General features: G+C 66.5%; 22 protein-coding genes. 11 read left to right on the top strand and 11 right to left on the bottom strand.

Translation table 11 applies throughout. The annotated features are described in order from the left end of the window. Window positions 1-28 precede the first annotated feature (28 nt). The 3 genes from ABZW74_RS09155 to murJ are packed head-to-tail and all read left to right on the top strand — an operon-like array spanning window position 29 to window position 7837. Window positions 29-1240: an NUDIX domain-containing protein gene (locus ABZW74_RS09155; RefSeq protein WP_240855453.1), complete on the top strand. Its 1212-nt coding sequence runs from the start codon at window positions 29-31 to the stop codon at window positions 1238-1240. Continuing rightward, window positions 1233-3911, top strand: a complete 2679-nt coding sequence (locus ABZW74_RS09150; RefSeq protein WP_355275741.1) for a DUF6049 family protein — start codon at window positions 1233-1235, stop codon at window positions 3909-3911. The genes ABZW74_RS09155 and ABZW74_RS09150 overlap by 8 nt, the downstream gene beginning before the upstream one ends. Window positions 3912-3934: 23 nt before the next feature. After that, the gene (gene murJ / locus ABZW74_RS09145; RefSeq protein WP_355275739.1) at window positions 3935-7837 is read left to right on the top strand and encodes a murein biosynthesis integral membrane protein MurJ; all 3903 of its coding nucleotides are present in this window, start codon (window positions 3935-3937) and stop codon (window positions 7835-7837) included. Window positions 7838-7865: 28 nt separating this feature from the next. On the opposite strand, the gene ABZW74_RS09140 is transcribed toward murJ, so the two are convergent. Continuing rightward, window positions 7866-8876, bottom strand: a complete 1011-nt coding sequence (locus ABZW74_RS09140) for an alpha/beta fold hydrolase (RefSeq protein WP_355275737.1) — start codon at window positions 8874-8876, stop codon at window positions 7866-7868. Window positions 8877-8930: 54 nt separating this feature from the next. Further along, window positions 8931-9878 carry a sterol desaturase family protein gene (locus tag ABZW74_RS09135; RefSeq protein WP_240855466.1) on the bottom strand — a complete coding sequence of 316 codons (948 nt, stop codon included), beginning with the start codon at window positions 9876-9878 and terminating at the stop codon, window positions 8931-8933. A gap of 118 nt (window positions 9879-9996) precedes the next feature. On the opposite strand from ABZW74_RS09135, the gene ABZW74_RS09130 reads away from it, so the two are divergent. The 3 genes from ABZW74_RS09130 to ABZW74_RS09120 all read left to right on the top strand — a co-directional run bounded on the left by ABZW74_RS09130 (window position 9997) and on the right by ABZW74_RS09120 (window position 12002). Further along, entirely contained in the window at window positions 9997-10683 is a 687-nt protein-coding gene (locus ABZW74_RS09130; RefSeq protein WP_355275735.1) for a TetR/AcrR family transcriptional regulator, read from the top strand. 31 nt (window positions 10684-10714) lie between these two features. Beyond that, window positions 10715-11074 carry a DUF2834 domain-containing protein gene (locus ABZW74_RS09125; protein WP_355275733.1) on the top strand — a complete coding sequence of 120 codons (360 nt, stop codon included), beginning with the start codon at window positions 10715-10717 and terminating at the stop codon, window positions 11072-11074. Between the two features lie 73 nt (window positions 11075-11147). Beyond that, window positions 11148-12002 (top strand): oxygenase MpaB family protein, encoded by an 855-nt coding sequence (locus tag ABZW74_RS09120; RefSeq protein WP_355275731.1) that lies wholly within the window; start codon window positions 11148-11150, stop codon window positions 12000-12002. 9 nt (window positions 12003-12011) lie between these two features. On the opposite strand, the gene ABZW74_RS09115 is transcribed toward ABZW74_RS09120, so the two are convergent. The 4 genes from ABZW74_RS09115 to ABZW74_RS09100 all read right to left on the bottom strand — a co-directional run bounded on the left by ABZW74_RS09115 (window position 12012) and on the right by ABZW74_RS09100 (window position 15304). After that, the gene (locus ABZW74_RS09115) at window positions 12012-12695 is read right to left on the bottom strand and encodes a GNAT family N-acetyltransferase (RefSeq protein ID WP_355275729.1); all 684 of its coding nucleotides are present in this window, start codon (window positions 12693-12695) and stop codon (window positions 12012-12014) included. Between the two features lie 24 nt (window positions 12696-12719). After that, on the bottom strand, window positions 12720-13235 hold the full coding sequence (locus tag ABZW74_RS09110; RefSeq protein ID WP_355275727.1) for a hypothetical protein: 516 nt from the start codon (window positions 13233-13235) through the stop codon (window positions 12720-12722). A 156-nt stretch (window positions 13236-13391) separates the two neighbouring features. Then, the gene (locus ABZW74_RS09105) at window positions 13392-14663 is read right to left on the bottom strand and encodes a glycosyltransferase (RefSeq protein ID WP_355275725.1); all 1272 of its coding nucleotides are present in this window, start codon (window positions 14661-14663) and stop codon (window positions 13392-13394) included. Next, the gene (locus tag ABZW74_RS09100; RefSeq protein WP_240855485.1) at window positions 14660-15304 is read right to left on the bottom strand and encodes a TetR/AcrR family transcriptional regulator; all 645 of its coding nucleotides are present in this window, start codon (window positions 15302-15304) and stop codon (window positions 14660-14662) included. The genes ABZW74_RS09105 and ABZW74_RS09100 overlap by 4 nt, the downstream gene beginning before the upstream one ends. 337 nt (window positions 15305-15641) lie before the next feature. On the opposite strand from ABZW74_RS09100, the gene sigM reads away from it, so the two are divergent. The 5 genes from sigM to ABZW74_RS09075 all read left to right on the top strand — a co-directional run bounded on the left by sigM (window position 15642) and on the right by ABZW74_RS09075 (window position 19818). After that, complete coding sequence (gene sigM / locus ABZW74_RS09095) at window positions 15642-16217, top strand: RNA polymerase sigma factor SigM (protein ID WP_355275722.1); 576 nt, start codon at window positions 15642-15644, stop codon at window positions 16215-16217. Window positions 16218-16313: 96 nt separating this feature from the next. After that, window positions 16314-17021, top strand: a complete 708-nt coding sequence (locus tag ABZW74_RS09090) for a hypothetical protein (protein WP_355275720.1) — start codon at window positions 16314-16316, stop codon at window positions 17019-17021. A gap of 135 nt (window positions 17022-17156) precedes the next feature. Then, window positions 17157-18149: a thioredoxin-disulfide reductase gene (gene trxB / locus ABZW74_RS09085; RefSeq protein ID WP_240855491.1), complete on the top strand. Its 993-nt coding sequence runs from the start codon at window positions 17157-17159 to the stop codon at window positions 18147-18149. 39 nt (window positions 18150-18188) lie between these two features. Further along, window positions 18189-18527, top strand: a complete 339-nt coding sequence (gene trxA, locus ABZW74_RS09080) for a thioredoxin (RefSeq protein ID WP_240855497.1) — start codon at window positions 18189-18191, stop codon at window positions 18525-18527. 112 nt (window positions 18528-18639) lie between these two features. Then, window positions 18640-19818, top strand: coding sequence for an N-acetylmuramoyl-L-alanine amidase (locus ABZW74_RS09075; RefSeq protein WP_240855498.1), 1179 nt, complete (start codon window positions 18640-18642; stop codon window positions 19816-19818). Here the strand turns inward: ABZW74_RS09075 and ABZW74_RS09070 are convergent. From ABZW74_RS09070 to ABZW74_RS09050, 5 genes are all read right to left on the bottom strand, one after another. Continuing rightward, window positions 19789-20589, bottom strand: coding sequence for a hypothetical protein (locus tag ABZW74_RS09070; protein ID WP_240855501.1), 801 nt, complete (start codon window positions 20587-20589; stop codon window positions 19789-19791). The genes ABZW74_RS09075 and ABZW74_RS09070 overlap by 30 nt on opposite strands. A gap of 135 nt (window positions 20590-20724) precedes the next feature. Beyond that, window positions 20725-21783, bottom strand: a complete 1059-nt coding sequence (locus tag ABZW74_RS09065) for a ParB/RepB/Spo0J family partition protein (RefSeq protein ID WP_240855503.1) — start codon at window positions 21781-21783, stop codon at window positions 20725-20727. Between the two features lie 64 nt (window positions 21784-21847). Then, complete coding sequence (locus tag ABZW74_RS09060) at window positions 21848-22786, bottom strand: ParA family protein (protein WP_240855504.1); 939 nt, start codon at window positions 22784-22786, stop codon at window positions 21848-21850. A 140-nt stretch (window positions 22787-22926) separates the two neighbouring features. Continuing rightward, entirely contained in the window at window positions 22927-23595 is a 669-nt protein-coding gene (gene rsmG, locus ABZW74_RS09055; protein ID WP_240855584.1) for a 16S rRNA (guanine(527)-N(7))-methyltransferase RsmG, read from the bottom strand. Window positions 23596-23872: 277 nt separating this feature from the next. After that, window positions 23873-24553, bottom strand: coding sequence for a R3H domain-containing nucleic acid-binding protein (locus tag ABZW74_RS09050; RefSeq protein WP_355275716.1), 681 nt, complete (start codon window positions 24551-24553; stop codon window positions 23873-23875). Window positions 24554-24594 lie beyond the last annotated feature (41 nt).

Genomic DNA, 24594 nt, shown 5'->3' with positions numbered 1-24594 from the left:
CAGGTGACCAGCGGCTAGAGTCGGGGGCGTGCCCACCGATCCCTCAACCAACCCTTCAGGCGTCGCAGACGACGTCGCGTCGGGTGGTCGAATGACGAACGGTCGGGCAGCCGAAGCCGCCGCTCAGGACGATTCCGCGGGCTCGACCACCGGTCAGCAGGGTGCGTCGCGGCGCCGCAATCGTCGCGGACGACGTCGGCGTGGCGGACGCAAGGGCGAAGCACGGACACCCGACAGTCCGCAGCTGTCGGGCCGGACCGCCCAGCCGGTTTCGGCCGACCCCGGGCAGGCTCGAGGCGAGCGACGCGGCAGCGCGCCGTCGGCGCCCGTTCCCACACCCAACGACGTGGCGCACGGCCGTGCACCGGGGTCGACGGCTGCGCAGAGTGCCGACCGCCAATCCGCCCTGATCGAAGCCCCATCGGCAGACAACCGACCTGTCGACAAGCTGCCGGTGGACCCGGACCGGCAGAGGCCACGAGTGACCCCGCCGAAGCCCTCCGACCTCGTCTCCGTGACCGCGACCATCACCAAGACCGGTCTGGCGTCGGCCGCCAAGGTCCCGGGAAAGCCGACGACCAAGAAGCGGCGCCGACCACCGCGGGCCGAACGGCCCAACGGCGAACGACTGCGCACCGTGCGGGAGACCTCGGCCGGCGGCCTGGTGATCTCCGACCTCGACCTTCCCGTCGATCAGCTCGCCGCGGCACTGATCGGCCGGGTGGACCGGCGGGGCCGGATGATGTGGTCGTTGCCGAAGGGGCACATCGAAACCGGGGAGACCGCCGAGCAGACCGCCATTCGCGAGGTCGCCGAAGAGACCGGCATCCAGGGCACGGTGGTGGCCCCCCTCGGCAAGATCGACTACTGGTTCGTCAGCGAGGGCCGCCGCATCCACAAGACGGTGCATCACTATCTGCTGCGCAGCGTCGGCGGCGAGCTCTCCGACGACGACTACGAGGTCAGCGAGGTCGCGTGGGTGCCGTTGGCTGAGCTACCGCGCCGTCTCACGTACTCTGACGAGCGGCGACTGGCCCGGATGGCCCGCGGCGTGATCGCCGACCTCGCCGCCGATCCGAATCGACTGGCCCAGTCGGAGGCCGACAGCATCCGCACCGAACCCAACGCCTATGAGAAAGCCGCAGCCGCGCGCAACGAGCGCCGAAACGAGACGCCGCCACCGGCACGGTCTCGTCGGCGCCGTCGCCGGTCGCGTCGGCCACCGGCAGGCGATGACTGACGGTCCACCACGGTCGGTGGCGCCTCGAGTTCGTCGACGGTCTCGACGTGCACGGAAACTGCTCGTCTCGCTGTCCGTGACACTTCTCCTCGCGCTGCTCGCCAACCCGTTCGTGGGACTCAATCCGTTCGCGGGGCGCAGCGCGGCCGCACCCGACGACGCGGGCGCGTTCCCGTCGTTCGCGCGCATCGTGATCGAGTCGATGAACCCGACCATGGTGACCACCACGAGCAGCTCGACCGTGACCGTCACCGGATATGTCGACAACACGAGCGACCGCAGCATCCGCGACGTCACGATCCGCCTCGAACGCGGCGACGCAGTGAGTTCGGCGTCGCAGCTGCGCAGTTCGCTGGCGCTCGACCATCCGCCGGTGGCCGCGGCCAGTCCGTTCACGCGGGTGAGCGACGTCCTCCCACCGCGATCGCGCGCGCAGTTCCGGATCTCGATGGCGCTGTCGGCGGCCGACGGACTGCGGATCTCGCAACCCGGGGTGTACCCGCTGCAGGTCAACGTCAACGGGATTCCCGACTACGGGGACACCGCGCAGGTCGCCGGGTCGCGAACCCTGCTGCCCGTGTTGTCGTTGCCGCCCGACGCCGCCCGCGCCGCCGACTATGTGCCGCCGACCACCGAGGATCCGAGCGAGTCGAGCACGCCCGGCCTGGGACCGGACGGCTCGGTGTCGGCGAATCTCGCCAGCCCGTCACGGATGACGATGCTGTGGCCGCTGGCCGCGCCACCGCAGCTCGCGGCTGGTGTCCTCGGCGGCAACACCGAGCCCGTTCGCCTGATCGGCGAGGATCTGGCCCGTTCGGTGAGCGACGGTGGCCGCCTGCACACGCTGCTCGCCGCGCTCGAAGACGTCGTCGGCCCCGCACCTCGGGAGAAGGTCGAGTCCGGGTCGTCGCAGGAGGGCGATGACAACTCCGACGACAACTCCGGTGACCAGCAGACTCCCCCACCGCCCGCGGCCGCACTGGCCGGCGGCCTGTGCCTGGCCATCGACCCCGATCTCCTCATCACCGTCCGTGCGATGTCGCTCGGCTACCAGGTGTCGACGAATCTCGCCGACCCGCGCTCACCGACGGTCGACGGGATCGGCAGCGACGCCGCCGGTGCCTGGCTGTCCGAACTACGCAGGATCGCCGGACGCCTGTGCGTGGTGGCCCTGCCGTTCGCCCAAGCGGATCTGACCTCGTTGGCGCGGGTCGGGAACCTCGCGCTGTCCACCGCGGCCCTCGAGTCACCGGCCGACGTGATCGACGCGATCCTGGGGGTGCGCAGCATTCGAACCCTCGCGATCCCCGCGCTCGGCGCCGTCGACCGCGAAGGTGCGGGCGTCCTCACCGGCGCCCGGATTCCGGGAGTTGCGCTCACATCCGGCTCGGTGCGACCACAGAAGTCGGCCGAATCCGGCCTCTACCGGGTGGACGGGCTCGGGGTCGCCACCTACGAGGCCCCGATCAGCGCCGCGTTCGCAGGTCTCGGCACCGCACCCACGACACCCCCGATCACCCCATCCGACCAGGTCGTCGACCTCGCAGCGGAATCCGATCTCAGCCGTCGCCAGGCCGCGATCGCGGCGCTGGCCTATCCGGCGATCGCCGCGCCGGTGGCCCAGGCCTCGGCGAACAGCGCCGAACAACGGCGGCCCACGGTGGGCCGAAGCGAGCTCCTGATGCCGTCGACCTACTGGTCACCGACGCTCGCCGACATCAGGGCACTGTTCGACGCGACCCGGCTCCTGGTGGACTCCGGCGCAGCGACCGCGGTACCGCTCGGCACGGTGGCCGACGCGGTGTCGCGGGCCACCGATGCGGCCCGCCTCGCCAACCCGCCCGGCGTCGGTCCGATCGCCCGCCTGGGGTCGGTGCTCACCCCGTCGACCACCGCCGCAATCCGGGACAACGCCGAGGTCAGCTGGCAGCTCCAAGGGTCGCTGGTGTCGTCGGCCGACGTCGACGCCTCCCCCGAGCGATACATGTCGCCCCTGCGCGAAGATCTGTTGCGCGCCATGCAGACACCCGCGCTGGCCGGGACCGCCGCCCGTGCGCAGACGGCCGGCGCACAGAGCGAACGGGTGACCGCCGTGTCGTCGACCCTGCAGCGCATGCGTGGCGAGGTGACCATTCTCGATCCCGGCGGTCGGTACACGCTGGCCTCCGAACGCAGCCCCTTGTTGCTCGTGGTCCGCAACCAGCTCGACCTCCCGGTACGTGTGAAGATCACCACGAGCGGCCCGGCCGATCTGGAGGTCGGTGATGTCGGCGTGGTCGAGATCCCGGCCAACGGGACCAGGCAGATCCAATTGCCCACGCGCGCAGAGTCGTCGGAGGCCACGTCGGTGGCGATCAGCCTGTCCACGGTGACCGGCTTGTCACTCGGTGAACCGATCACGCTCTCCCTGCGATCCAACGCGTACGGGCGCGTCCTGTTCATCGTCACCATCGTCGCCGGAGCCGCGCTGGTGCTCCTCGTCGCACGACGGCTGTGGCATCGCTTCCGCGGCGAACCGGATCCCGCCGACGCCGACCGTCCCGAACCCGACGACCTCGAACGTCTCCTCGCAGGCAGCAGCTACCAGGAACGACGCCGCAACCTGCACCACGAAGAGATCGGGTCGCATCCGGACCCGGAGCCGCCCGACGACGCCGGCGGTCCGCGATGACCGAGGACCGCAAGAATCCAGGCATGAGCCCGGACCCACGGAACCGGCTGCGACCACCGAGTGGTCGGCCGACGCCACCCGACCGAGCCATGCCGCAACGTATTGAGCCGCAACGCAACGGACCGCAGCGCAACGAATCGCAACGCACCGGGCCGCGCCCGGGCACGCCGGCTCGCGGTGCCGCACCGTTGGCCGGACCGATCGGCGAGCAGCCTCCGATCGCCGGCCGCTCGCAACCGCCACGTCGACCATCTCCCCCCGAACGCCGCGCACCGCTGCCGGAGCAACCGGCCGGCCACGAACGGCCTGCGGCCGCGGTCACGTCCGACAACGAGCCGGCGTCGTCCACCGGACTGGCGCGCGACTCCGACTCGAGCATCCTGCGCACCAGCGGTTCGATCGCACTGGCGACCCTGACCAGCCGAATCACCGGATTCGTCCGGACGGTGCTGGTCCTGGCGATGCTCGGTCCGGCGGTCGCCTCCGCGTTCCAGGCCGCCTACGTGCTGCCCAACATGATCGCCGAGGTGGTGCTCGGCGCGGTCCTGACGGCGATCGTCATCCCCGTCCTGGTGCGTGCGGAAGCCGAGGACCCCGACGGCGGACGCAGTTTCATCAACCGGATCTTCACGCTCACCGTGGTCACGTTGGGTGCCGCGACGGTCATCGCCCTGATCGCCGCTCCCCTGCTCACCTATCTCAACGTCGGCAACGGCGAGGTCAACCGTCCGCTCACCACTGCGCTGGCCTATCTGCTCCTGCCGGAGATCCTGTTCTACGGGCTCTCGGCGCTCTTCATCGCGATCCTCAACATGAAGGGCTTCTTCAAACCGGGCGCGTGGGCACCGGTGCTCAACAACATCGTCCAGATCTCCACCCTGGTGCTCTACGCGTTGATGCCGGGAACGATCACCCTCAATCCGGTGCGGATGACCGACCCGCAACTGTTGGTGCTCGGCATCGGCACCACGCTGGGCGTCGTCATGCAGGCGTCGATCCTGCTCCCCTGGCTGCGTCGCGCGGGGGTGCACCTGCGCTTGGAGTGGGGACTCGACGATCGGCTCCGACGGTTCGGCAACATGGCACTCGCGATCGTCATCTATGTCGCGATCCTGCAGGTCGGACTGGTGATCACCTACCGGATCGCATCGTCGGCCACCGCGTCGGGCATCAGTGTGTACGCCACCCACTGGCAACTGTTGCAGCTGCCCTACGGCGTCCTCGGCGTCACCATCCTGACCGCGATCATGCCGCGGCTCTCGCGCAACGCCGCCGCCGACGACACCCGCGCCGTCGTCGACGACCTGTCGCTGGCCACCCGGCTCACCATGGTCGCGCTGGTGCCGGTGGTCGCCTACATGACGTTCTTCGGCCCGGCCCTGGGTGTGGCGGTCTTCAACTTCGGCAAGTTCAGCGCCGACGACGCCAGCCAGCTCGGCTCGGTCCTCGCCTGGGGCGCCTTCACCCTCATCCCGTACGCGATGACGCTGGTGCAGCTGCGCGTCTTCTACGCCCGCGAGGACGCCTGGACCCCGACCCTCATGGTCCTCGGCATCACCGCCATCAAGGTGGGTGCGTCCTATCTCGGTCCGGTCCTGTTCGACGATCCGGATCTGGTGGTCCGCTGGCTCGCCCTGTCCAACGGGCTCGGGTATCTCGTCGGCGCGATCGTCGGGCATTTCCTCTTGAAACGTCGGCTGGGCAACGTGCACTTGCGCGGGGTGACGCGGACGACGGTCGTCACCCTCGCCGTGTCGATCGCCGTGGCCGCACTCGTCTGGCTGGTCGCCACCCTGTCGGGACTGCACATGCTCATCGAGCATCTCGCCAAGTTCGGATCACTGCTGTACCTGGCCTTCACGGCCGCCATCGTGCTGGGCGTGACCTACGCTCTCCTCGCCGCGTTCCGGGTGCCGGACGTCGTGGCGATCGGAATGGCGGTCCGCCGCTTGCTCGGACGGTTCATCCCATCGCTCGCGCCGCCACCGGTTCCGCAGCAGGAGAGTGCCGCAACGATCACGGTTCAGTTTCCGCGCGTCACCGACGACGAATCGCTCCCGTACTCTGGTCAAGTACAAGTGCTGCGTCGGTTCGACCGGGGCACGGCGACGTGGCAGTCCTACTCGGTGCATTCCGGTGGCGCCACCGGCTATCGGGACGCACCGCGCCTGCAGAACGACCCGCGCCCAGCGGCGCCGCCCCGTGACATGCGGTACCGGAGGAAAGGAGTTCGGCGCGTGAGCGACAGCGAGGTCGACACCACAGCTTCCGATCCGGCGGCTTCACACCCCATACCGACGGATCCCCCCGGTCCCGACGCTGCCCCCCGCAACGACAGCGACCCGCGCGCCGAGTCCTCCCCCGCACCGGCACCCCGACCCCGAGGTCCGCGGCTGGTGCCCGGCGCCGTCGTCGCGGGCGGCCGCTACCGACTACTCGATCACCACGGCGGCACCCGCGGTCTGCAGTTCTGGCGTGCCCTCGACGTCAATCTCGACCGCAACGTTGCCCTCACCTTCGTCGACGCCGAACAACTCGCACCACCTCCCGAGCGCGGGGTCGCGGTCAAGGCATCTGATCAGGGCCCCCAGGCGGTGTTGTCCCGCACTCTCCGTCTCGGACAGGTGAACTCCGACGGTGTGGCGCGCGTGCTCGACGTCGTGCGCGGATCGTCCGGCGGGATTGTCGTCGCCGAATGGGTCGAGGGCTCGTCCCTGGCCGACGTCGCCGCGTCGGGTCCGTCCCCGATCGGCGCTGCGCGTGCCGTCCGATCGCTCGCCGCCGCAGCCGAACTGGCCCACCGTTCCGGTGGCGCCCTGTCCATCGACCACCCGAACCGCATCCGGATCAGCCACGAGGGCAATGCGGTCCTCGCCTTCCCGGGCACGCTCGCCGGTGACGACAAGGCGTCAGACGTTCGCGGACTCGGCGCGGTGCTCTACGCGCTTCTCCTCAACCGGTGGCCGTTGGACGCCGAATCGGGTTCGCGACTGACCACCACCGCCGGGCCAGGCAAGCCGGTCGGTGGACTCGCGGTCGCCGAGCCCGGCCCGGGTGGGGAGCCCATCGAGCCGCGAGAGGTCAACCCCGACATCCCCTTCGAGATCTCTGCGGTGGCTGCGCGGGCGCTCGACGGAAGTCGCGGCATCCGGACCGCCGCCACCGTTCAGCACGTGCTCGACCAGGCGACGGTGCTCGACCTCAACACCGACATGCTGCCGGCCATCCGCGACGACGCCACCGAGCCGGTCGCGATGGCGTCCCGGACCACCGAGCAGGACGATCCCGCGCACAAGAAGCGCAACGTCGGTCTGCTCGTCGGTGCCGGCCTGCTCGCCCTGTTCCTGGTCATCGCGCTGATCGTGTGGGCCTCCAACATCTTTGGCGGCGGGGGCGAATCCTCGGATATCGACTCCATCCTGACCACCTCCGCACCCCCGTCGGCCTCGGCGCCGCCCGCGGGTCCGGGCCCGGCGGCACAAGGTGCGCCCGTCGCGCTGCAATCGGTCACCGTGCAGGACTTCTCCAGTCAGCCGCCGGACCCGTCGACCAACGTCAACAACGTCATCACCGGTGCTGCTCCCCCGTGGAAGACCGATCCGTACATGCGCTCACCGGCGTTCGGAGGTCTCAAGAACGGCTTGGGACTGCTCTTCGACGTGGGCGGATCGAAAGCCGTCAAGACGGTCACAATCCGGACTGCGACACCGGGTTTCACCGTCTCCATCCGGACGTCGCCGAGTGCGAATCCGACCTTCGCTCAGACCACCGAGGTGGCCACCGGCAACGTCAACCGGCCGACGACCACCATCACCATCCCCAACCCGCAGGCAAGTCCGTACCTCATGGTCTGGATCACCTCACTACCGCAGAACTCACAGGGCCGCTACCAGGCCGAGGTCGCCCAGGTGTCGATGACGGCCTGATCACCTCGGCCGCGAATTACGCATCTCCTCAACGGATTTGCGCGTGAAGCCGGTGACGATGTCCAGGATCTCCCGGTAGGACGCCGTCCCGCGCCGTGCGACCGTCCCGTGACTGCTGCCCGGCGCGACCACGAGCCGGCCGAGTCCCCCGGCCGCCACAACCGCACTGATGTATCGCGTCGACAGCACGGCCGGCACCAGACGGTCGCTGTCGCCGTGCACCGCGATCACCGGCACCTGCGGATCGATGAGCGCGATCGGGTGGGTCGACGGCGCGGTACCGTTCGGGAACCTGCTCGGGTGTTCCGCCCATCAGCGCGACGATACGACTGTTGCCGTGTTCCGCGGCGAACGCCATGGCCAGCGGGGCCGACACCGACACCACTCGAGCGGGCCGGAAACGCGGCGTGCTGCCCAGTTCATGACTGACAGTCCGGTTGCCGGACAACCGATGTCGACATGCCAACCAGGTGGCGAGCTGTCCGCCGGAACTGTAGCCGAGAATCACGGTCTCGGCGAGATCGAGTTGCGGCCGGGTGCGCGCAAGGTCGACGAGACCGTTCACCGCGTCGGCCGCGTCGGTGAACGTCGTCGGCCACCCGCCGCCGGAACCCACCCGACGGAACTCGATGTTGTAGACCGCAAAGCCGCGTCGTACGAGATCGATGGCGAAGGGACGCATCATCGTGAGGTCGTACTCGGCCTTCCATGATCCACCGTGGACGAGGATCACGAGAGGGACCGATCGCGATGGATGCTTGCCGTCCGGCAGGTACAGATCGGCGAAATTCTGGGCCGGGTCACCCGCTCGACGCGTTCGATAGGGGAGTCGGGTCACACTGTAGCCCTTGACCGCTCGCGTTTCGGGTGCCGCCGCGAGCGCCGTCGGCTCCGGCGATCTCCCATCCGCGATCGGTGCACCCATCAGCGGGCCGGCGAACTCGGGCGGTGGGGATGGGTCGGACGAACACCCGGCGATGAGCGCTGCCGATGCCGAGACAGCAATCAGCGCGACGCGTACGTCACGCCACGTTCTCATGCGCAGGGATGCTACGCCGGGTCGCGGCCACGTCGGGTGCAGTTGCGCGAGTCCTCACCGAATCTTCACTGTGTCGTGCTCCGCGCGGGAGCTTGACACCTCGTCGGGGTCGGGGGCCGTCCATCCGGGCGGACCGAACAGGTACCCAAGCCGATTGCGAAAGCCTCTCGTGTGTCGGACATCTCGAAGGATCGCCGCATACTCGTGGGTCTGCAGACGCCAGATGTTGTAGGTGTCGATCGGCTTGGTGAGTCCATAGGTGGGACGCTGCGCCTCGGCGGTGAAGGTGCCGAACATGCGGTCCCAGATGATGAAGGTGCCGCCGTAGTTGCGGTCGAGGTAGTCGGCGTCACTGCCGTGGTGCACGCGGTGATGCGACGGTGTGTTGAAGACGAATTCAATAGGTCGCCAGAGCTTTCCGATGCGCTCCGTGTGAATCCAGAACTGGTAGACCAGATTCAGAGAGTACACACCGAACACCACGGCGGGTGGAATCCCGAGCAAGGGGAGGGGCAACCACATCACCAGTCCTGCACTGTTGTTCCACTTCTGCCGCAGGGCCGTCGTGAAGTTGAAGTACTCGCTTGAGTGATGGGCCTGGTGCGTCGCCCAGATCAGTCGGACACGATGCGCCATCCGATGTTCCCAATAGAACAGGAAGTCGAGCGCGACGAAGGCCACCACCCACGTCCACCACGTCGTCGCCGACAGTTGCCACGGCGCGAGGTAGGCGAAAATCGCGGAGTAGGCGAGGAGCCCAAGGGCCTTCCACCCTGCGCTGGTCGCGATGGAGACGAGCCCCATCTGCAGGCTCGCCCGCGAGTCACGCCAGTTGTAAGTGCCGGCCGCGGACGACTCGCGCACCTCTCGCTGCGACGGCCGCTGCGTCTCGGTGTGCTCGAGCTTGGCGGCGGCCACCCATTCCAGTACCACCATCGTCACGAAGAACGGGATCGCGACAACTGTCGGTTCTCGCATCGCTTCGGGCAGAAAGTCCAGCATGTCGGCTCCTCACGGTTCATCTGACACGAGATCGGGTCAGATAGCCAATTTCTGACACGATAGCATGTCAGATGCGTCCGGTCTATCGTCGGACGCGGCCGACAACGGAAAGAGGGTCGTGAGCGAAACCGAGGGTCGACGGTATGGAGGAGCCGACGCGGACCTCCGCCGCGAGCGTCGCCGCGCGGAGCTGATCTCCGCGGGACTCGAATTGTTCGGAACCCACGGCTTCCGCGCCGTTTCGGTGAAGCGGGTGTGCGACCACGCCGGTCTCACCCAGCGCTACTTCTACGAATCCTTCGCCGACCGCTCGGCGTTGCTGGCCGGCGTCTACGAGGACTGCGTCACCTTCGCACGATCACAGGTCATGGAGGTCGCGACGCCACTGTTGCCGGCCGACGGCGGGGGAGTGGCCACCACGGACGTCCCCGTTGTAGCCCGTGCCACCCTGGGCGCGTTCATCACCGCGCTCGCCGAGAATCCCCATCGGGCCCGCGTCATGTTGGTCGAGGTGGTGGGTGTCGACGAGGATCTGGAACGATTGCGCCTCAACGCAATTCACGGTTGGGCGGACCTCATCATTCTGCTCGCGAGGGGCGGTGTCCCCGCAGCGGCCAGTCAGCGTTTGGCCGCGATCGCCCTGGTCGGCGCCATCACCCAGCTCCTCGTGGACTGGTACACGAGTCACACCCAGGGCTTCGGCCCCGACGACACCGCCGACGCGTCGCTGTTCGACCTCACAGCCATTCGCGATGTCGGGGTTGAGCTGTTCAGCGATGCGCACGCACGCTGGCTGGCACCATGACGCCCCACGCAACCACCCACCAGGAGGACCGATGACCACGCAGACCGACACCCCGTCACCGTGGCGCGAACGCTCACTACTGATCGTGTTCCTCTCCGCGTTCGTCACCCAGAACGCCATCGCCATACCTTACGTCCGCGAGAACGGCTGGCGATCGGTCGGCGACTTCTTCGGCGGAGACATCCTCACGACCACACCCGGCCGCTTCGCGATGGTCGACCTGACCTACGTGGTGATCGCCTTCCACCTGTGGGCGGTCGTCGAGGCCAGGAAGCTCGGCATTCTGCGGTGGTGGCTGGCGTCGCTGGTGCTGACGTTCGGCGTGGGGATCGCGACCGCCATTCCCTTCTTCCTGCTGGTACGCGACCGCGCGGCTGCGGGTGGTCGTTGACAGTGTGCCGATAGCCCCGCATACTCGAGGTATCTGGTTACAGACGTAGTCAGATTGAGTGTTGGGGGAGACCATGGCGCAAGACACCCACCGGATGTCGCGGGTCGAGATGGATCACATCGACAGCAGGCTGTTTGCGAAGTCGCTGCTGTCGATGGGACAGACGATGAGTACGGCGAACGTCATCATGCAACTCGCCAATCCCGCCATCGGCTACGGAGTCGCACACAGCACGGTCGAGAGTGGACGCCTCGATCTGCATCCGATCAAGCGTGGGCGCACGACGGCGTCGTACCTCGCGGTGGCCGCGATGGGTAGTGCCGACGACCGACGGCGATTTCGGCAGGCGGTGAATCGTCAACACGCACAGGTCCATTCGGTCGACGACAGTCCCGTCGAGTACAACGCGATGGATCCGCGGCTCCAATTGTGGGTCGCGGCATGCCTGTACCTCGGCTGGGAAGACATCTACGAGCGTGTGCGCGGACCACTGCGCGGCGCACAGCGCGAGGAGTTCTACCAGCAGGGCAAGGTCTGCGGAACCACTCTGCAGATGCCGGCCGAACTCTGGCCTGTCGATCGCGACGCGTTCGAGACGTACTGGAATGAGCAGACAGCCAACCTCCACATCGACGACGAGATCCGCGAATTCTTGCTCGGCATAGCAAATTTCGGCTACGCGCCGCGCTGGGTGCAGAAGCGGTACGGACCGGTGAAGTACCGTCGTACCATCGGCTACCTACCGGAGCCGTTCCGAGCGGCCATGCGGGTCGAGTGGTCGGCCGACGACCAACAATGGTTCGACGACTACGTCGACAAGCTCGTCAAACGCGAGCGTCGCAAACCATTGTGGTTGGCACAGTTGATCTTCCGACTGTTCCTGTGGGACACTCGGGTACGCAACCGGTTGGGTATTCCGTTGGTGTGAGCGTCGACCTCACTTCGGCGCCGTCAACAGGGTGAACATCACCTCGCTGCGCACGACGAACCCGAGGTTCTCATAGAGCCGGATGGCATTGGTGTTGTCGCTCGCGACGTGCAAGAACGGAGTACGCCCGCGAGCGCGAATCCGGTTGCACAGCAGTATTATCAGACTACCCGCCAAACCCTGACCCCGGAACTGCGGATCGGAACACACGGCACTGATCTCGGTCCATCCGGGCACCAGCAGGCGTTCGCCACCCATCGCGACGAGCCGACCATGGCGGCGAATACCGAGGTAGGTGCCGAGTTCGATGGTCCGTTCGGCGAAGGGTCCGGGTCGCGTGCGTCCGACCAAATCCAGCATGTCGAGTACGTCGGACGCTCCGAGTTCGGCTGCCTCCTCGTCGGATTCGAGGTCGAGCATGTGCTCGGCCACCATCTGAACGCCGGGCATGCTCAGTCGAACATGCCAGTCGGGCGGCGGGTTCACCGGCACTACGGGGAGAAACAGGGAGCCGCCGGGACCGACGAGTTCGCATGCGTCGGCCCAATCCTGCTGGGTCGGATCCAACGGCAACGCTGCGATCGGGTTGACGTCCGCCGGATACCGCAGCGCCCGACCACGACGCTCGGCAACGTGGGCATGCGGGCCGGACAGTGCCGCATACGCGGGGTTGTCCAACGGGTTTGTGTCCACGCGACGACGGTACCGCCATGGCCGTCAGACGACGGACACTTGGTGTCCACGGATCTCGATACCGTTGCGCTCCAACGCCTTGGTGACCATCTTGTCGAGCAGCTCGAGGTGGTACGCCATAACCGCATCGTCTGGGTTGCCCTGCACCGACTCGACCACGGACGCGCGATAGGCGGTCGCCGTCGCAGAGAAGGAGGCCGCCTCGGCCGGCGTTGGTTTGCGGGCCCGCAGGGTCACCGTCGTCACCCAGGCCACCAGGAGCACCGCGATGACCGCGCAGGCAATCGCGAGGGCCGTCTTGGGCTCGGCCATTTCGTCGTAGCTCTTGGCACCACCGTTGGTGAAGATGCAACTGTCACCAGGGCTCATGGTCTCCCCGTCGCACGACGGCGCTCCCGGGTGCATTCCCCACCACCCCAGCCAGAACAGGCCGAGCACGGCAACGGTCAGGCTGCCCCACCACCAGGCGAGGTTCGACGCTCGTGCGCGCTGCGGCCAGGTGATCCACTCACCGACCTTCTTCTGCGTGTTGTCAGACACTGCCGTAATCTGCTTGGTGGTAAGGTGTTTCGCCGGATCCGTCATCGTCATCTGATTCCCCCTGTTCGGTGACGACCGTCGCAGGTCGCGGTTCCGCGCTGAGAATACCCACGGTTACAGTTGGTGCCGGGCGTTGTTGTTCAGTTTGAATGACATTCAGGCCGACCCGGCGAGCACGCGCTCGACAAGTGCGACGGCGTTGGCCACACCGTCCTCTCGCGCGAGGTGATCGGCCAACTCTCTTGCACGAAACCGATACTCGGCACCCTTGTCGTCGGACAACGCCGACAATGCCGCGGCCAGATTGTCGCGGGTGGCCGAGGTTCGGGGAATCGGCTCGGGCGCACAGCCGAGTCGATGCAAGCGCAGCGCCCAGAACGGTTGGTCCATGATCCCGGGTAGCGCGACGCTGGGGATGCCCGCCCGTAGAGTCGCGGCGGTTGTACCTGCGCCGCAGTGATGGATCGCGGCCGAGACACGCGGAAGCAACCAGCTATGAGGAACATCGTCGATCGTCAGCACATCCGGATCATCCGAGCCTCCATCGAGATTCGCCCATCCGCGATTAACGAGGCCGCGACGTCCCGCTGCGCGTCGGGCCGCTCTAACCATGTCGCTGATTTCGCTCCCATCGCTCAGCGCGGTGCTACCCAGGCCGACGTACACCGGTGGCGGGCCGTCCTCGAGGAAGGACGCCAATTCGGCCGGTGGCTGATACTCCGAATCATCGTCCGGCCACCAGTATCCGGTGATGTGAACGCTCTCCGGCCAGTCTCGGGGTCGTGCGACGACGGACTCACTGAAGCCGCAGAGTTGGATCCACTCACGCTTGCGCTTCTGCACACTGCTTCGCGATTGGTCCGGCAATCCCAGCGATGCCCGTAGATCGTCCACCAGAGGCGCAAACACGCGCTCACCGGCTGCGCCCAATCGCCAGGCCGTACGGTTACCGAAGCGCCCGAACGACCTGGTACCGAGTGCCGGGGGAGCGAAATCGCCTGTCGGGTAGGCAGGCTGCAGCATCAGCGCTGCGCTCCGGACACCGCAGGCTTGGGCCGCATGCCATCCGAGCAGACCGCCGACGGGCCCTTCACACAGGACGAGGTCGGCATCGGCGGACGCCTTCGCCATGGCTTCTCCGACGCCCACCAGATCTCGTCGCATGCCCGCCAACGCGTCCTTTGTCGGTCGCATTCGACGACCGTCGACCATCGCTTGTCCGTACTCTGAAGCACGCGTGTCACTCTCGGTGTCACGCGGCAAGAGTCGGAACTCGAGTCCAGCATCGGTGACCATCTGCTCGTACGGGTGCTGCGCCGCTACAGATACATCCGCGCCGAGGTCGCCTTGCAGACCCGCGGCCAGACCGATGATGGGCGCGACGTCGCCGCGGGTCCCGAAGGCCAGGATTGTGACACGTGGGCTCATGACTGTGCTCCTAACGCGTTGACGAACAAGTTCCGTACAGCGGCGCAGTGCGCGATCACGTCGTAGTCGGCGTCGCGCGACAGTTCGCTCACCGCCCCGTCGAGGGACGCGCGAAGAATGTTCTTGAGTGTCAGCGGATCTGCGTCGGACGCGAACTCGCCTGAGGTCAAACCCTTCTGCAGGATGACGAGTGGGTCGAGTATCGCGAATTCGCTTGGAATGCCGTGCTCTTCGACATCGGCTACCACCGCCTGATCGAATCGTCGACCCGACGCGTCGCGATAGCCAAGGGACACCTCGTGCAAGGCCACGGCTTCTCGACGGTGGCGATCGAGGAACTCACCATTCGACTCGATGTAAGCAATGAGTCGCTCCGGCGGCGTTGTCGCAGCCAGCACGCGCGGAGCAATGATCGCGACGGACGCCTCGAACACCGAGGCAACGACACCCTCGACGATTTCGTCCTTGTTCTTGAAATGATAGAGCACAACACTTTTCGCGATGCCAGCGCGCTCGGCGATCTTCGCCAGCGACGCCTGCGGGTAGCCGACTTCGGCGATCAGATCGATTGCGCATGCGACGATTTGCCGCCGACGCGCTTGGTCGGCAAAGGTCCGTTCGGATTCGAGTTTCGACCGCACGGTCTAATCATAGACCGTGCGGTCTAGATCCGCCACATGGTTGGAGGTCGTACGCGAGGCACAGTCGACCCTCTGGGGTATGACACCGCTTCGCGGGCGGGTCGAGGTGACGTGTCGAGCGATGTTGACGCCCGAGTCGATGTTCTCGGCGTGGCTGATCGGTCTGGAGGATCAGCCGGACCGCTGCGGGGAGATCTGTCTTGTCGAGGTCTTCGGCTCCACGTCCGCCACGTCCGCGCGTCGCCGTAGCCGGACTGTCCACGTCCACACCTCACACCGCTGTGCACAACCCCGACATCGACCATCGACCACCCCGATCCTGCACTAGTCTCAGCCCATGGCCTGGGGGAAACGTCAACTGCACGCGTCAGATACGCGCACCGACGAAGAACTCATCACCGCCCACGGCAACGGCGACCCCCAAGCCTTCACCATCCTCATCGAACGCCACCTCACATACCTCTGGTCACTCGCATACCGCACCACCGGAAACCCCGACGACGCCGCCGACGCCCTCCAAGACGCCCTGCTCAGCGCGCATCGCACCGCTCACCGGTTTCGGGCCGACGCCAAGGTCATCAGTTGGCTGCATCGCATCGTGCTCAACTCGTGTTTCGATCGGATTCGTCGGACGAAGGCACAGAAGGCCATCTCGCTCCCCGGATGGGATGTGCCGGAACTGATGGACGCAACGGATCACACTGCAGCCGTTGATCTTTCGGTGTCTATCGGTCGTGCTCTCGACGTGCTCACCGCCGACCAGCGCGCAGCGATCGTGGCTGTCGACATCGAGGGATACTCCGTCGCCGACGCGGCGAAGCTGCTCGGCGTCGCGGAGGGCACGATCAAGAGTCGCTGTGCGCGCGGCCGGCTGCGACTCGCCAAGGCGCTGGGGCATCTCCGTGAGAATTGATGGGAACCGAAACTGGATCGCGTGCGTCCAAGACATCGAGACCACCGAACCGATGCAGCCCCATCCGACGCACACCCAGAATGGAAGACTGAGACGATGACCCCGCGGAGTGATCTGCCAGATCCGCCTTACTCTGCCGAACTCCTCGCCGATCTCGATGCCGGGGTTCTACCCGATGATGTTGCGGCACATATGTTTCAGCAGATCGCGCACGACACGTCCGCCCAGGCCGTCCTGCGCTCACTGACGGACACGCGACGCGATCTCGCTGACAGTGCCACCCACATGGTCGATGTTCCCGACGATGTCCGCGCGCGTGTCGATGCCACCCTCGACGATCTCGCCGCGGCTCCGCCATCCCGCGCCCGATCGCATCCACCACGCACCCGGATTCTCTCGGTTGCCGCCGTCGTACTGATGTTCCTCGTCGTCGGGGTGTCGGTGCTCGTCGTGATGGCCTCCTCCGACGACCCCGAACCACCCGTCGCGGCGTCGTCGACCCCCGCCACGCCATCGCGCACCCTCAGTGGCGCAGAACTCGCCTCTGCATTGGCGGTCCTCGGTCACTCCGACAACGCTCCGTTCGGATCCGCGACCGCCCTGCGACGCTGCCTCGCCGCCAACGGCGTGCCCGACGACGCGGTGGTCGTGGGGTCGGGACCGATCACGACCGATGGACAGCCGGCCGCCGTCATTCTGCTGTCGACCGGTGTTGCGGGCCGTTTCGACGCGCTGGTGGTCGGCACCGACTGTGACACCGGTCACCCTTCGACGATCACACGGACCACCATCGGCGCACCCTGAGTCGGACGACTGGCCGAATCACTCGGTGCAGGTCACCGATGGGGGAACATCTCCGCTTACCCTTGTGTTGAAGCAGCCGTGACGCCCTCCCGGCAACCCGGGACGAGGCAATCGGCGTCAGAGCACGGAGGATGGATGAGCGAGACGACATCGAACCAGATCCATGAGGTGATCATCGTCGGTTCGGGACCTGCCGGATACACCGCAGCGGTGTACGCGGCGCGCGCCGAGTTGGCGCCGATCGTCTTCGAGGGCACCCAGTTCGGCGGCGCACTGATGACCACCACCGAGGTGGAGAACTTTCCCGGCTTCCAGAACGGCATCCAGGGCCCCGCACTGATGGACGAGATGCGTGAGCAGGCGCTGCGCTTCGGCGCCGACCTCCGCATGGAGGACGTCGACGCGGTGCGCCTCACCGGTGCGGTGAAGGAGGTCGAGGCCGGCGGCGAGGTCTTCCGGGCCCGCGCAGTCATCCTCGCCATGGGTGCCGCAGCCCGTTACTTGGGTGTGGAGGGGGAGCAGCAGCTCCTCGGCCGCGGCGTCTCAGCCTGCGCCACCTGCGACGGCTTCTTCTTCAAGGATCAGGACATCGCCGTGATCGGTGGTGGCGACTCGGCCATGGAAGAAGCGACCTTCCTGACCAAGTTCGCGCGCAGCGTGACGCTGGTGCACCGGCGCGAGGAGTTCCGGGCGTCCAAGATCATGCTCGAGCGGGCCAAGGCCAACGACAAGATCCGCTTCGTCACCAACGCCGGCGTGCAGTCGGTCATCGGCGACGGTTCGGTCAGCGGTCTCGTGCTCGCCGACACCCGGACCGGTGAAACCCAGAATCTCGACGTCACGGGCATGTTCGTCGCCATCGGGCACGACCCGCGCAGCGAACTGGTGCGCGGCCAGGTCGACCTCGACAGCGAGGGATATGTGCAGGTGCAGGGTCGCACCACGTACACGTCGCTGCCCGGCGTCTTTGCCGCCGGCGACCTCGTCGACCACACCTACCGCCAGGCGATCACCGCCGCCGGCAGCGGATGTGCCGCCGCGATCGACGCCGAGCGCTGGCTCGCCGAACAGGGGGAGGCCGCCGACCTGACCGTGGCCGACGCCGAGCCCGTCCAAGCCCCCGCCTGACACCAGCAACACACCTTATCCACTGAGGAGGACACCACCATGGGTGCAAACACCGTCGTCGTCAACGACGCCACATTCAAGGACACCGTGCTCGGCTCCGACAAGCCGGTACTCGTCGACTTCTGGGCGACCTGGTGCGGTCCGTGCCGCATGGTCGCGCCGGTGCTCGAGGAGATCGCCCGCGACCACGGCGACAAGCTCACCGTCGCCAAGCTCGACGTCGACGAGAGCCCCGCGACCGCGCGTGACTTCCAGATCATGTCGATCCCGACCATGATCCTGTTCGAGAACGGTCAGCCCACCAAGACCATCGTCGGAGCCAAGGGCAAGGCCGCGCTCCTGCGTGAACTCGACACCGTGGTGGGCACCTCCGCCTGACACCCACACCCGGGTAAGCAACATCCCAGGTCAAGGCCTCGGCAGCGCCAGTATTTGGCGGTGCCGGGGCCACCTGAGAGAATGCAGCCTGACGAGACGAGGAGTGTCAGCGATGCCATTGTTCCGCCTGGGGGATCACGGATCGGCGGTTGCCGAGATCCGCGCCATCCTGGCCGGACGTGGTCTTCTGACCGCCCCTGCCGCCGGATTCGTATCCAACTCGCGCACCAACGGCTGGACCCCACCGGAAGAGATCTTCGACGACGCGACTGATCACGCCGTGCGCGCTTTCCAGCAGGAGCGCGGGCTCATCGTCGACGGAATCGTCGGTCCGGCCACGTACCGGGCCCTTCGCGAGGCCTCGTATCAGCTCGGCGCCCGCGTATTGGCGTTCCGCTTCTCGGCGCCGATGGTCGGCGACGATGTGGCGACGCTGCAAAGCCGGCTGCAGAATCTCGGCTATTACACCTCACTGGTCGACGGAGTCTTCGGGGAAACCACCGACACCGCCGTCCGGCTCTACCAGAGCGAGTACGGACTGTCCTCCGACGGCATCTGCGGACCGGCGACCCTGCGTTCGCTCGAGCGTCTCGGCACCCGGGTCACCGGTGGATCGCCGCATGCGATCCGAGAAGAGGAACATGTCCGACGCTCGGGTCCTCGGTTGTCCGGTAAACGCATCCTGATCGATCCGGGTTCCGGTGGCCTGCACGACCTTTCGGTCGGCGACACCGCCGAGCGCGAATCGCGCTTGCTATGGGACCTCGCCGCCCGGCTCGAAGGGCGCATGGCGGCGGCCGGCATGGAAACGTTCCTGTCGCACGACGGCCGCGGACATCCCTCCGACGACGAACGAGCACGGGTCGCGAACCTCATGGACGCCGACCTGATGATCGCGTTGCGCTGCGGGCACTACCGCAACCCGAAGGCACATGGCGTGGCGTCGTTCTACTTCGGAAACAGCCACGGCTCGTACTCGACCATCGGCCGCAACCTCGCCGGCTACATTCAGCGCGAGATCGCTGCCCGCACACCACTGGCCGACTGCCGCACCCACGAACGCACGTGGGATCTGTTGCGACTGACCCGGATGCCCGTCGCACTCATCGACATCGGCTACATCACCAATCCCGAAGATGCTGCGACGCTTGCGGATTCGAACTACCGCAACGTCATTGCCGAGGCGATCCTGGTTGCGGTCAAACGCCTGTACCTGCTGGGCCAGGACGACAGGCCCACCGGCAGTTACACTTTCGCCGAGCTACTGGCGGCCGAAGAGATCTCCCGCTAGGCCCACCGGTACTGCGCTGCGCTCACGACCTGCCAGGTCGATCGCCGCCATCACCACCAGCTTCTCGAGGGCACTCTCGACCTCGAACTTCCAGCCGAGCCCCTCGTCGAGTTCCAGTCGAAATCGCGGGAACCGAGGATGGCTCGCGACAACGTCGAACGCAGAGTCCTTGAGGAAGCCGGCATCGATCATGCAGACGGGACACAGGTCATCTTGGGGGCCGTCGAGGATCTCTCGGGCGACTTCGACGATGGATTCGTCCGTCCACGAACTCAATCCCTCTTCCGAGGCGACCTCACCGCCACCCGCCTGGTGCGCCGACCGGACCAGACCGAACGCCTCGACAGCCCGAACGCCTCGTCGCATCAGATCTGCGAGCACCGCATCGAGCAGGACCGTCGCGGCTTCGTCGTGACCGGGTTCGGTTCGAATACTCGTCAGCAGCACAGCGTCGTGACTCACCGGGGAAGTGGGAAAGGACGTCGACCGGGGCACACGATTGGGCGGGGCGTAGAAGGCCGTCCCGACAACACTGTTGGTTGCCGTATCCACTGCGACCTGCCCGCACGTTCCCCATTCGAGCAGGAGTCCGGAGATCCACGCTTCTTTGTCGAACTCGCTCTCGAACGCTCCGAGGTCACCGAACATCGCCGTGTCAGGGGACCGCGCCTGATTTGTGGCCGGGTCCACCTCCCAGAACACACATCGTCGCGTGTGTTGGGGCAGCAACTCGAACGAGTCGAGGTCAAGGCGAACGATTCCGATGCCCATCGTCACCCGATCTCCGACTTCAGCACCTGTTCGGCCAAAAATGCTGCAGCCCAGGGCATTTCGGTGGCAGGGCGAGCTGTCGTCACAGTGACATAACTTCCGTGGGTCATCATGAGGGGATTTCCGGCCGACGAATCACTTCTTGGGGTCGATGACGCCGACAATCCGCTCGAGGTCTTCCACCGATCCGAACTCCACCACGATCTTGCCCTTTCGCTTACCCAATCCGACTGTAACCCTCGTGTCGAGCCGATCCGAGAGTCGCTCGGCAAGATCCTGGAGTCCGGGCATCTGCATCTGCCGACGCTTGGGCGCGGCCGGCGACCGACCGTCCGGTCCGTCCCCCCGGTTTGCAAGGGTGACCGCCTCTTCGGTGGCTCGCACCGACAACCCCTCGGCAACGATGCGTGCAGCAAGTGCCTCCTGCGCGTCGCTTCCGGTCTCCAACGAGAGGAGCGCGCGGGCGTGGCCCGCCGACAACACCCCGGCCGCGACCCGACGCTGGACCGGGATCGGGAGCTTCAGGAGGCGGATCATGTTCGAGATCAACGGGCGTGACCGGCCGAGCCGGGAGGCGAGTTCCTCGTGGGTCACGCCGAACTCGTCGAGCAGCTGCTGGTACGCGGCAGCCTCTTCCAGCGGATTGAGCTGAGCCCGATGGATATTCTCGAGCAGCGCGTCGCGCAGCATGTCGCCGTCGGCCGTCTCGCGGACGATCGCGGGGATGGCCTCGAGGCCGGCTTCCTGACTGGCCCGCCACCGTCGCTCACCCATGACCAACTGGAATCGGACGCCCGATGCCGTCGGTGTGGACAGCTCGCGCACGACGATCGGCTGCATCAGACCGAATTCGGTGATCGAGTGGACCAGTTCGGCGAGGGCTTCCTCGTCGAAAACCGTGCGCGGCTGGTTCGGGTTGGGTTCGATCTCGGCGGGCGGGATCTCGCGATAGACCGCACCGACCTCGTCGTGGGCAAGGGGTTGAGTGAGTGTGGCCGTGGTGGCCCCGCCTGCCGCGGCTGGCCCCTGAGTGCTGGACTCCGGAGCAGCCGACTTGCCGATCACGACGTCGGCAGCCGCCGCCCCCATGCGAGGCGCACCGGTTGCTTGGTCGTCCACCGGTCCGGTCGGGATGAGTGCTGCCAGCCCGCGTCCGAGTCCGCCACGACGCTGTGCGGTTTCACGTGGACTCATGATGGTTGTCCTCCCGGCAAGATCTTGATGGGTGTGCACTGCTGTCGATCGCAACCACTCCGCGTCATGCGCGTGCCGTCTCTGGTGCGGGGGAGCGAAGCGCGAGTTCACGCGCCGCGTCGAGGTAGCTCATCGCGCCACGCGATCCGGGATCGTATTCGATGATCGTCATCGCATAGCCCGGTGCCTCCGACACCTTCACGCTGCGTGGGATGATCGCGCCGAGGACCTTGTCGCCGAAGTGTCGGCGCACCTCCTCGGCCACCTGATCGGCGAGCTTCGTGCGTCCGTCGTACATCGTCAAGACGATCGTGGACACATGAAGTCCCGGGTTGAGATGTGCCTGCACCAGTTCGATGTTGCGAAGGAGCTGTCCCACACCTTCCAGCGCGTAGTACTCGCACTGAATCGGGATGAGGACCTCGCGGGCCGCGACCATCGCGTTGACGGTGAGGAGCCCGAGCGATGGGGGACAGTCGATGAAGACGTAATCGATGTCGAACTCGGCGAGGGTTCCCTCCGAGAGCGCATTGCGCAGCCGGTTCTCGCGTGCCACCAGAGAGACGAGCTCGATCTCGGCGCCGGCCAGGTCGAGGGTGGCCGGAACACAGAAGAGGCGCTCGTTGCTGGGACTCTGCTGGATCGCTTCCCTCAGCGTCACCTCGCCGAGCAACAGCTCGTAAACCGAGGCGATGTCGGGCGCGCGGTGGTCGATCCCCAACGCCGTACTCGCGTTGCCCTGTGGGTCGAGGTCGACGACCAGGACGCGCAGACCATGCAGAGCAAGTGCGGCGGCGATGTTCACGGCGGTGGTTGTCTTGCCGACACCACCCTTCTGATTCGCCACCGTCATGATGCGTGTTTGCGGCGGACGGGGGAGTTGGCCCGCACCACCCGGTGTCAGGACCTGACTGGCGCGTTCGGCGGCCGCTGCGATCGGAGTGTCGTCGTAGGGGACTCCCTCGGCTGTTTCACGTGAAACGTTCGGGTCCTGGTCGACCACGCGTTGACTCCTTTGCCCGACCTCGTAACCATTGGTGCCTGATGCACCGACGGCATCTGCCGAATGCGGTTGCGGGCCGCCATTCCCTTCGGCGGACCGCTTCCTATTCTGCGCCCTCCGCGGACTCCATACCACCTAGCTCACCGCTTCCTTCCGCGACCGCGTTCGCGACCGCCACGCTCCGACCTCACACCGACCACGACCGTCGTGGGGGAGGGCAGAATGGCCTCACCGCACAGCTCCACTCGCAGGCCGCCGATCCCGGCCCGACCCACTGCTGCTCCGTCACGTTCGATCTCTTCGACGGCCGACGCGCCTTTGATGGCGACCAGAAGACCCCCGGGCCGAATGAGGGGAGCGGACCACTTGCTCAGTCGCTCCAGGGGAGCGACCGCACGCGAGGTCGCCACATCCATGCCACCGAGCTCTTCCCTGACGACTCGCTCCTCCGCCCGACCGCGCACCACCCGCACCGGCAGGCCGAGCTCACCGACCGCCCGCTCCAGAAATGTGCTGCGCCGAAGCAGCGGTTCCAGGAGCACCACCTCGAGATCCGGTCGCGCTATCGCCAACGGGATCCCCGGCAAGCCGGCCCCGCTCCCGACGTCGACCACGGCCTCGCCTTCGCCGATCTGCTCCTTGATCACCGCGCAATTCAGGATGTGTCGGTCCCACAGTCGAGGTATCTCGCGCGGGCCGATGAGTCCATGATCGATCCCGTCCGCCGCAAGGATCCGGTGGTAGGCCTGAGCCAACTCGATGCGGTCACCAAACACGTCGGCAGCTGCCGCCGGCGGGGCGCTGGACATCTCGATTGCGTCGCTCCCCGTATCGGTGTCGTTGCGATCATCGTCGCGTCGTTCTGACACTTGCGTCGCCCCCTTGCGTTGAAGCTCGATGGTTCAGTGTTTCACGTGAAACAGTCGGTCGGACGGTCGGGGCGCTGACTATCCCCAGGCGACCGAGCGCCGGAACAGCCGTCCACAACCTCGCATGTTTCACGTGAAACAACACCGCTGTAATTCCGATCCCAGACACAGACAAGGCCCCGAACACCGTCGGGGCCTTGTCTGTAGATCGGGGATATCAAACAGTGGGAAGAACGACGACGCGCCGCTTCGGCTCAGCGCCCTCGCTCTCGCTCACGACGCCCTCGACGTCGGCCACCGCGTCATGCACGATCTTGCGCTCGAACGGCGTCATCGGGTCAAGTGCCTCGCGGTCACCGGACGCCAGTACGCGCTCTGCAACTTCCCGGCCGAGCCGGGCGAGACGGTCGCGACGATCCGCACGCCACCGCGCGATGTCCAACATCAGGCGACTGCGGTCACCGGTCGCCTGCTGGACGGCGAGCCTCGTCAGCTCCTGCAGTGCGTCGAGCACCTCGCCCTTGCGGCCGACCAACTTGGCCAGATCGTCTCCACCGTCGATGCTGACGATCGCGCGATCACCGTCCACATCGAGGTCGATGTCGCCGTCGAAGTCCAGGACGTCGAGGAGTTGCTCGAGGTAGTCGCCGGCGATCTCGCCTTCTTCCACCAGACGATCCTCTTCGTCGCCCTCATCCGCATCATCGTCATCGTCCGCGTCGTCGGTCTCGATGACCGCATCATCGACATCCGACTCCGCAGGTGCAACGGTCTGTGCAGACTCGTCGGTCGTCGCAGCAGTATCCACCTCAGCGGTATCTGCCTCAGGCGCGTCCACCGCTGCCGACTCGTTCACCTGCTCGGTCTCGCGATCGCTCTGGGTCGCAGTCTCCGTCATCTCACATCCACCTAACTCTGTGCTTCCACCAACAAGTCGTT

The organism is Gordonia sp. NPDC003585, from assembly GCF_040610755.1.
Classification (GTDB): domain Bacteria; phylum Actinomycetota; class Actinomycetes; order Mycobacteriales; family Mycobacteriaceae; genus Gordonia.
The sequence above is the reverse complement of the archived record's forward strand: the minus strand, read 5'-3'. Positions and strand labels throughout refer to the sequence as shown.

Coding starts and splice junctions, on each gene's coding strand:
- murJ (WP_355275739.1), top strand. CDS start 3,935: ATGAGCCCGGACCCACGGAACCGGCTGCGACCACCGAGTGGTCGGCCG.
- ABZW74_RS09105 (WP_355275725.1), bottom strand. CDS start 14,663: ATGAGCCCACGTGTCACAATCCTGGCCTTCGGGACCCGCGGCGACGTC.
- ABZW74_RS09070 (WP_240855501.1), bottom strand. CDS start 20,589: ATGGGCATCGGAATCGTTCGCCTTGACCTCGACTCGTTCGAGTTGCTG.
- ABZW74_RS09090 (WP_355275720.1), top strand. CDS start 16,314: ATGACCCCGCGGAGTGATCTGCCAGATCCGCCTTACTCTGCCGAACTC.
- ABZW74_RS09125 (WP_355275733.1), top strand. CDS start 10,715: ATGACCACGCAGACCGACACCCCGTCACCGTGGCGCGAACGCTCACTA.
- trxB (WP_240855491.1), top strand. CDS start 17,157: ATGAGCGAGACGACATCGAACCAGATCCATGAGGTGATCATCGTCGGT.
- ABZW74_RS09150 (WP_355275741.1), top strand. CDS start 1,233: ATGACTGACGGTCCACCACGGTCGGTGGCGCCTCGAGTTCGTCGACGG.
- rsmG (WP_240855584.1), bottom strand. CDS start 23,595: ATGTCCAGCGCCCCGCCGGCGGCAGCTGCCGACGTGTTTGGTGACCGC.
- ABZW74_RS09120 (WP_355275731.1), top strand. CDS start 11,148: ATGGCGCAAGACACCCACCGGATGTCGCGGGTCGAGATGGATCACATC.
- sigM (WP_355275722.1), top strand. CDS start 15,642: ATGGCCTGGGGGAAACGTCAACTGCACGCGTCAGATACGCGCACCGAC.
- ABZW74_RS09065 (WP_240855503.1), bottom strand. CDS start 21,783: ATGAGTCCACGTGAAACCGCACAGCGTCGTGGCGGACTCGGACGCGGG.
- ABZW74_RS09140 (WP_355275737.1), bottom strand. CDS start 8,876: ATGAGAACGTGGCGTGACGTACGCGTCGCGCTGATTGCTGTCTCGGCA.
- trxA (WP_240855497.1), top strand. CDS start 18,189: ATGGGTGCAAACACCGTCGTCGTCAACGACGCCACATTCAAGGACACC.
- ABZW74_RS09075 (WP_240855498.1), top strand. CDS start 18,640: ATGCCATTGTTCCGCCTGGGGGATCACGGATCGGCGGTTGCCGAGATC.
- ABZW74_RS09050 (WP_355275716.1), bottom strand. CDS start 24,553: ATGACGGAGACTGCGACCCAGAGCGATCGCGAGACCGAGCAGGTGAAC.
- ABZW74_RS09135 (WP_240855466.1), bottom strand. CDS start 9,878: ATGCTGGACTTTCTGCCCGAAGCGATGCGAGAACCGACAGTTGTCGCG.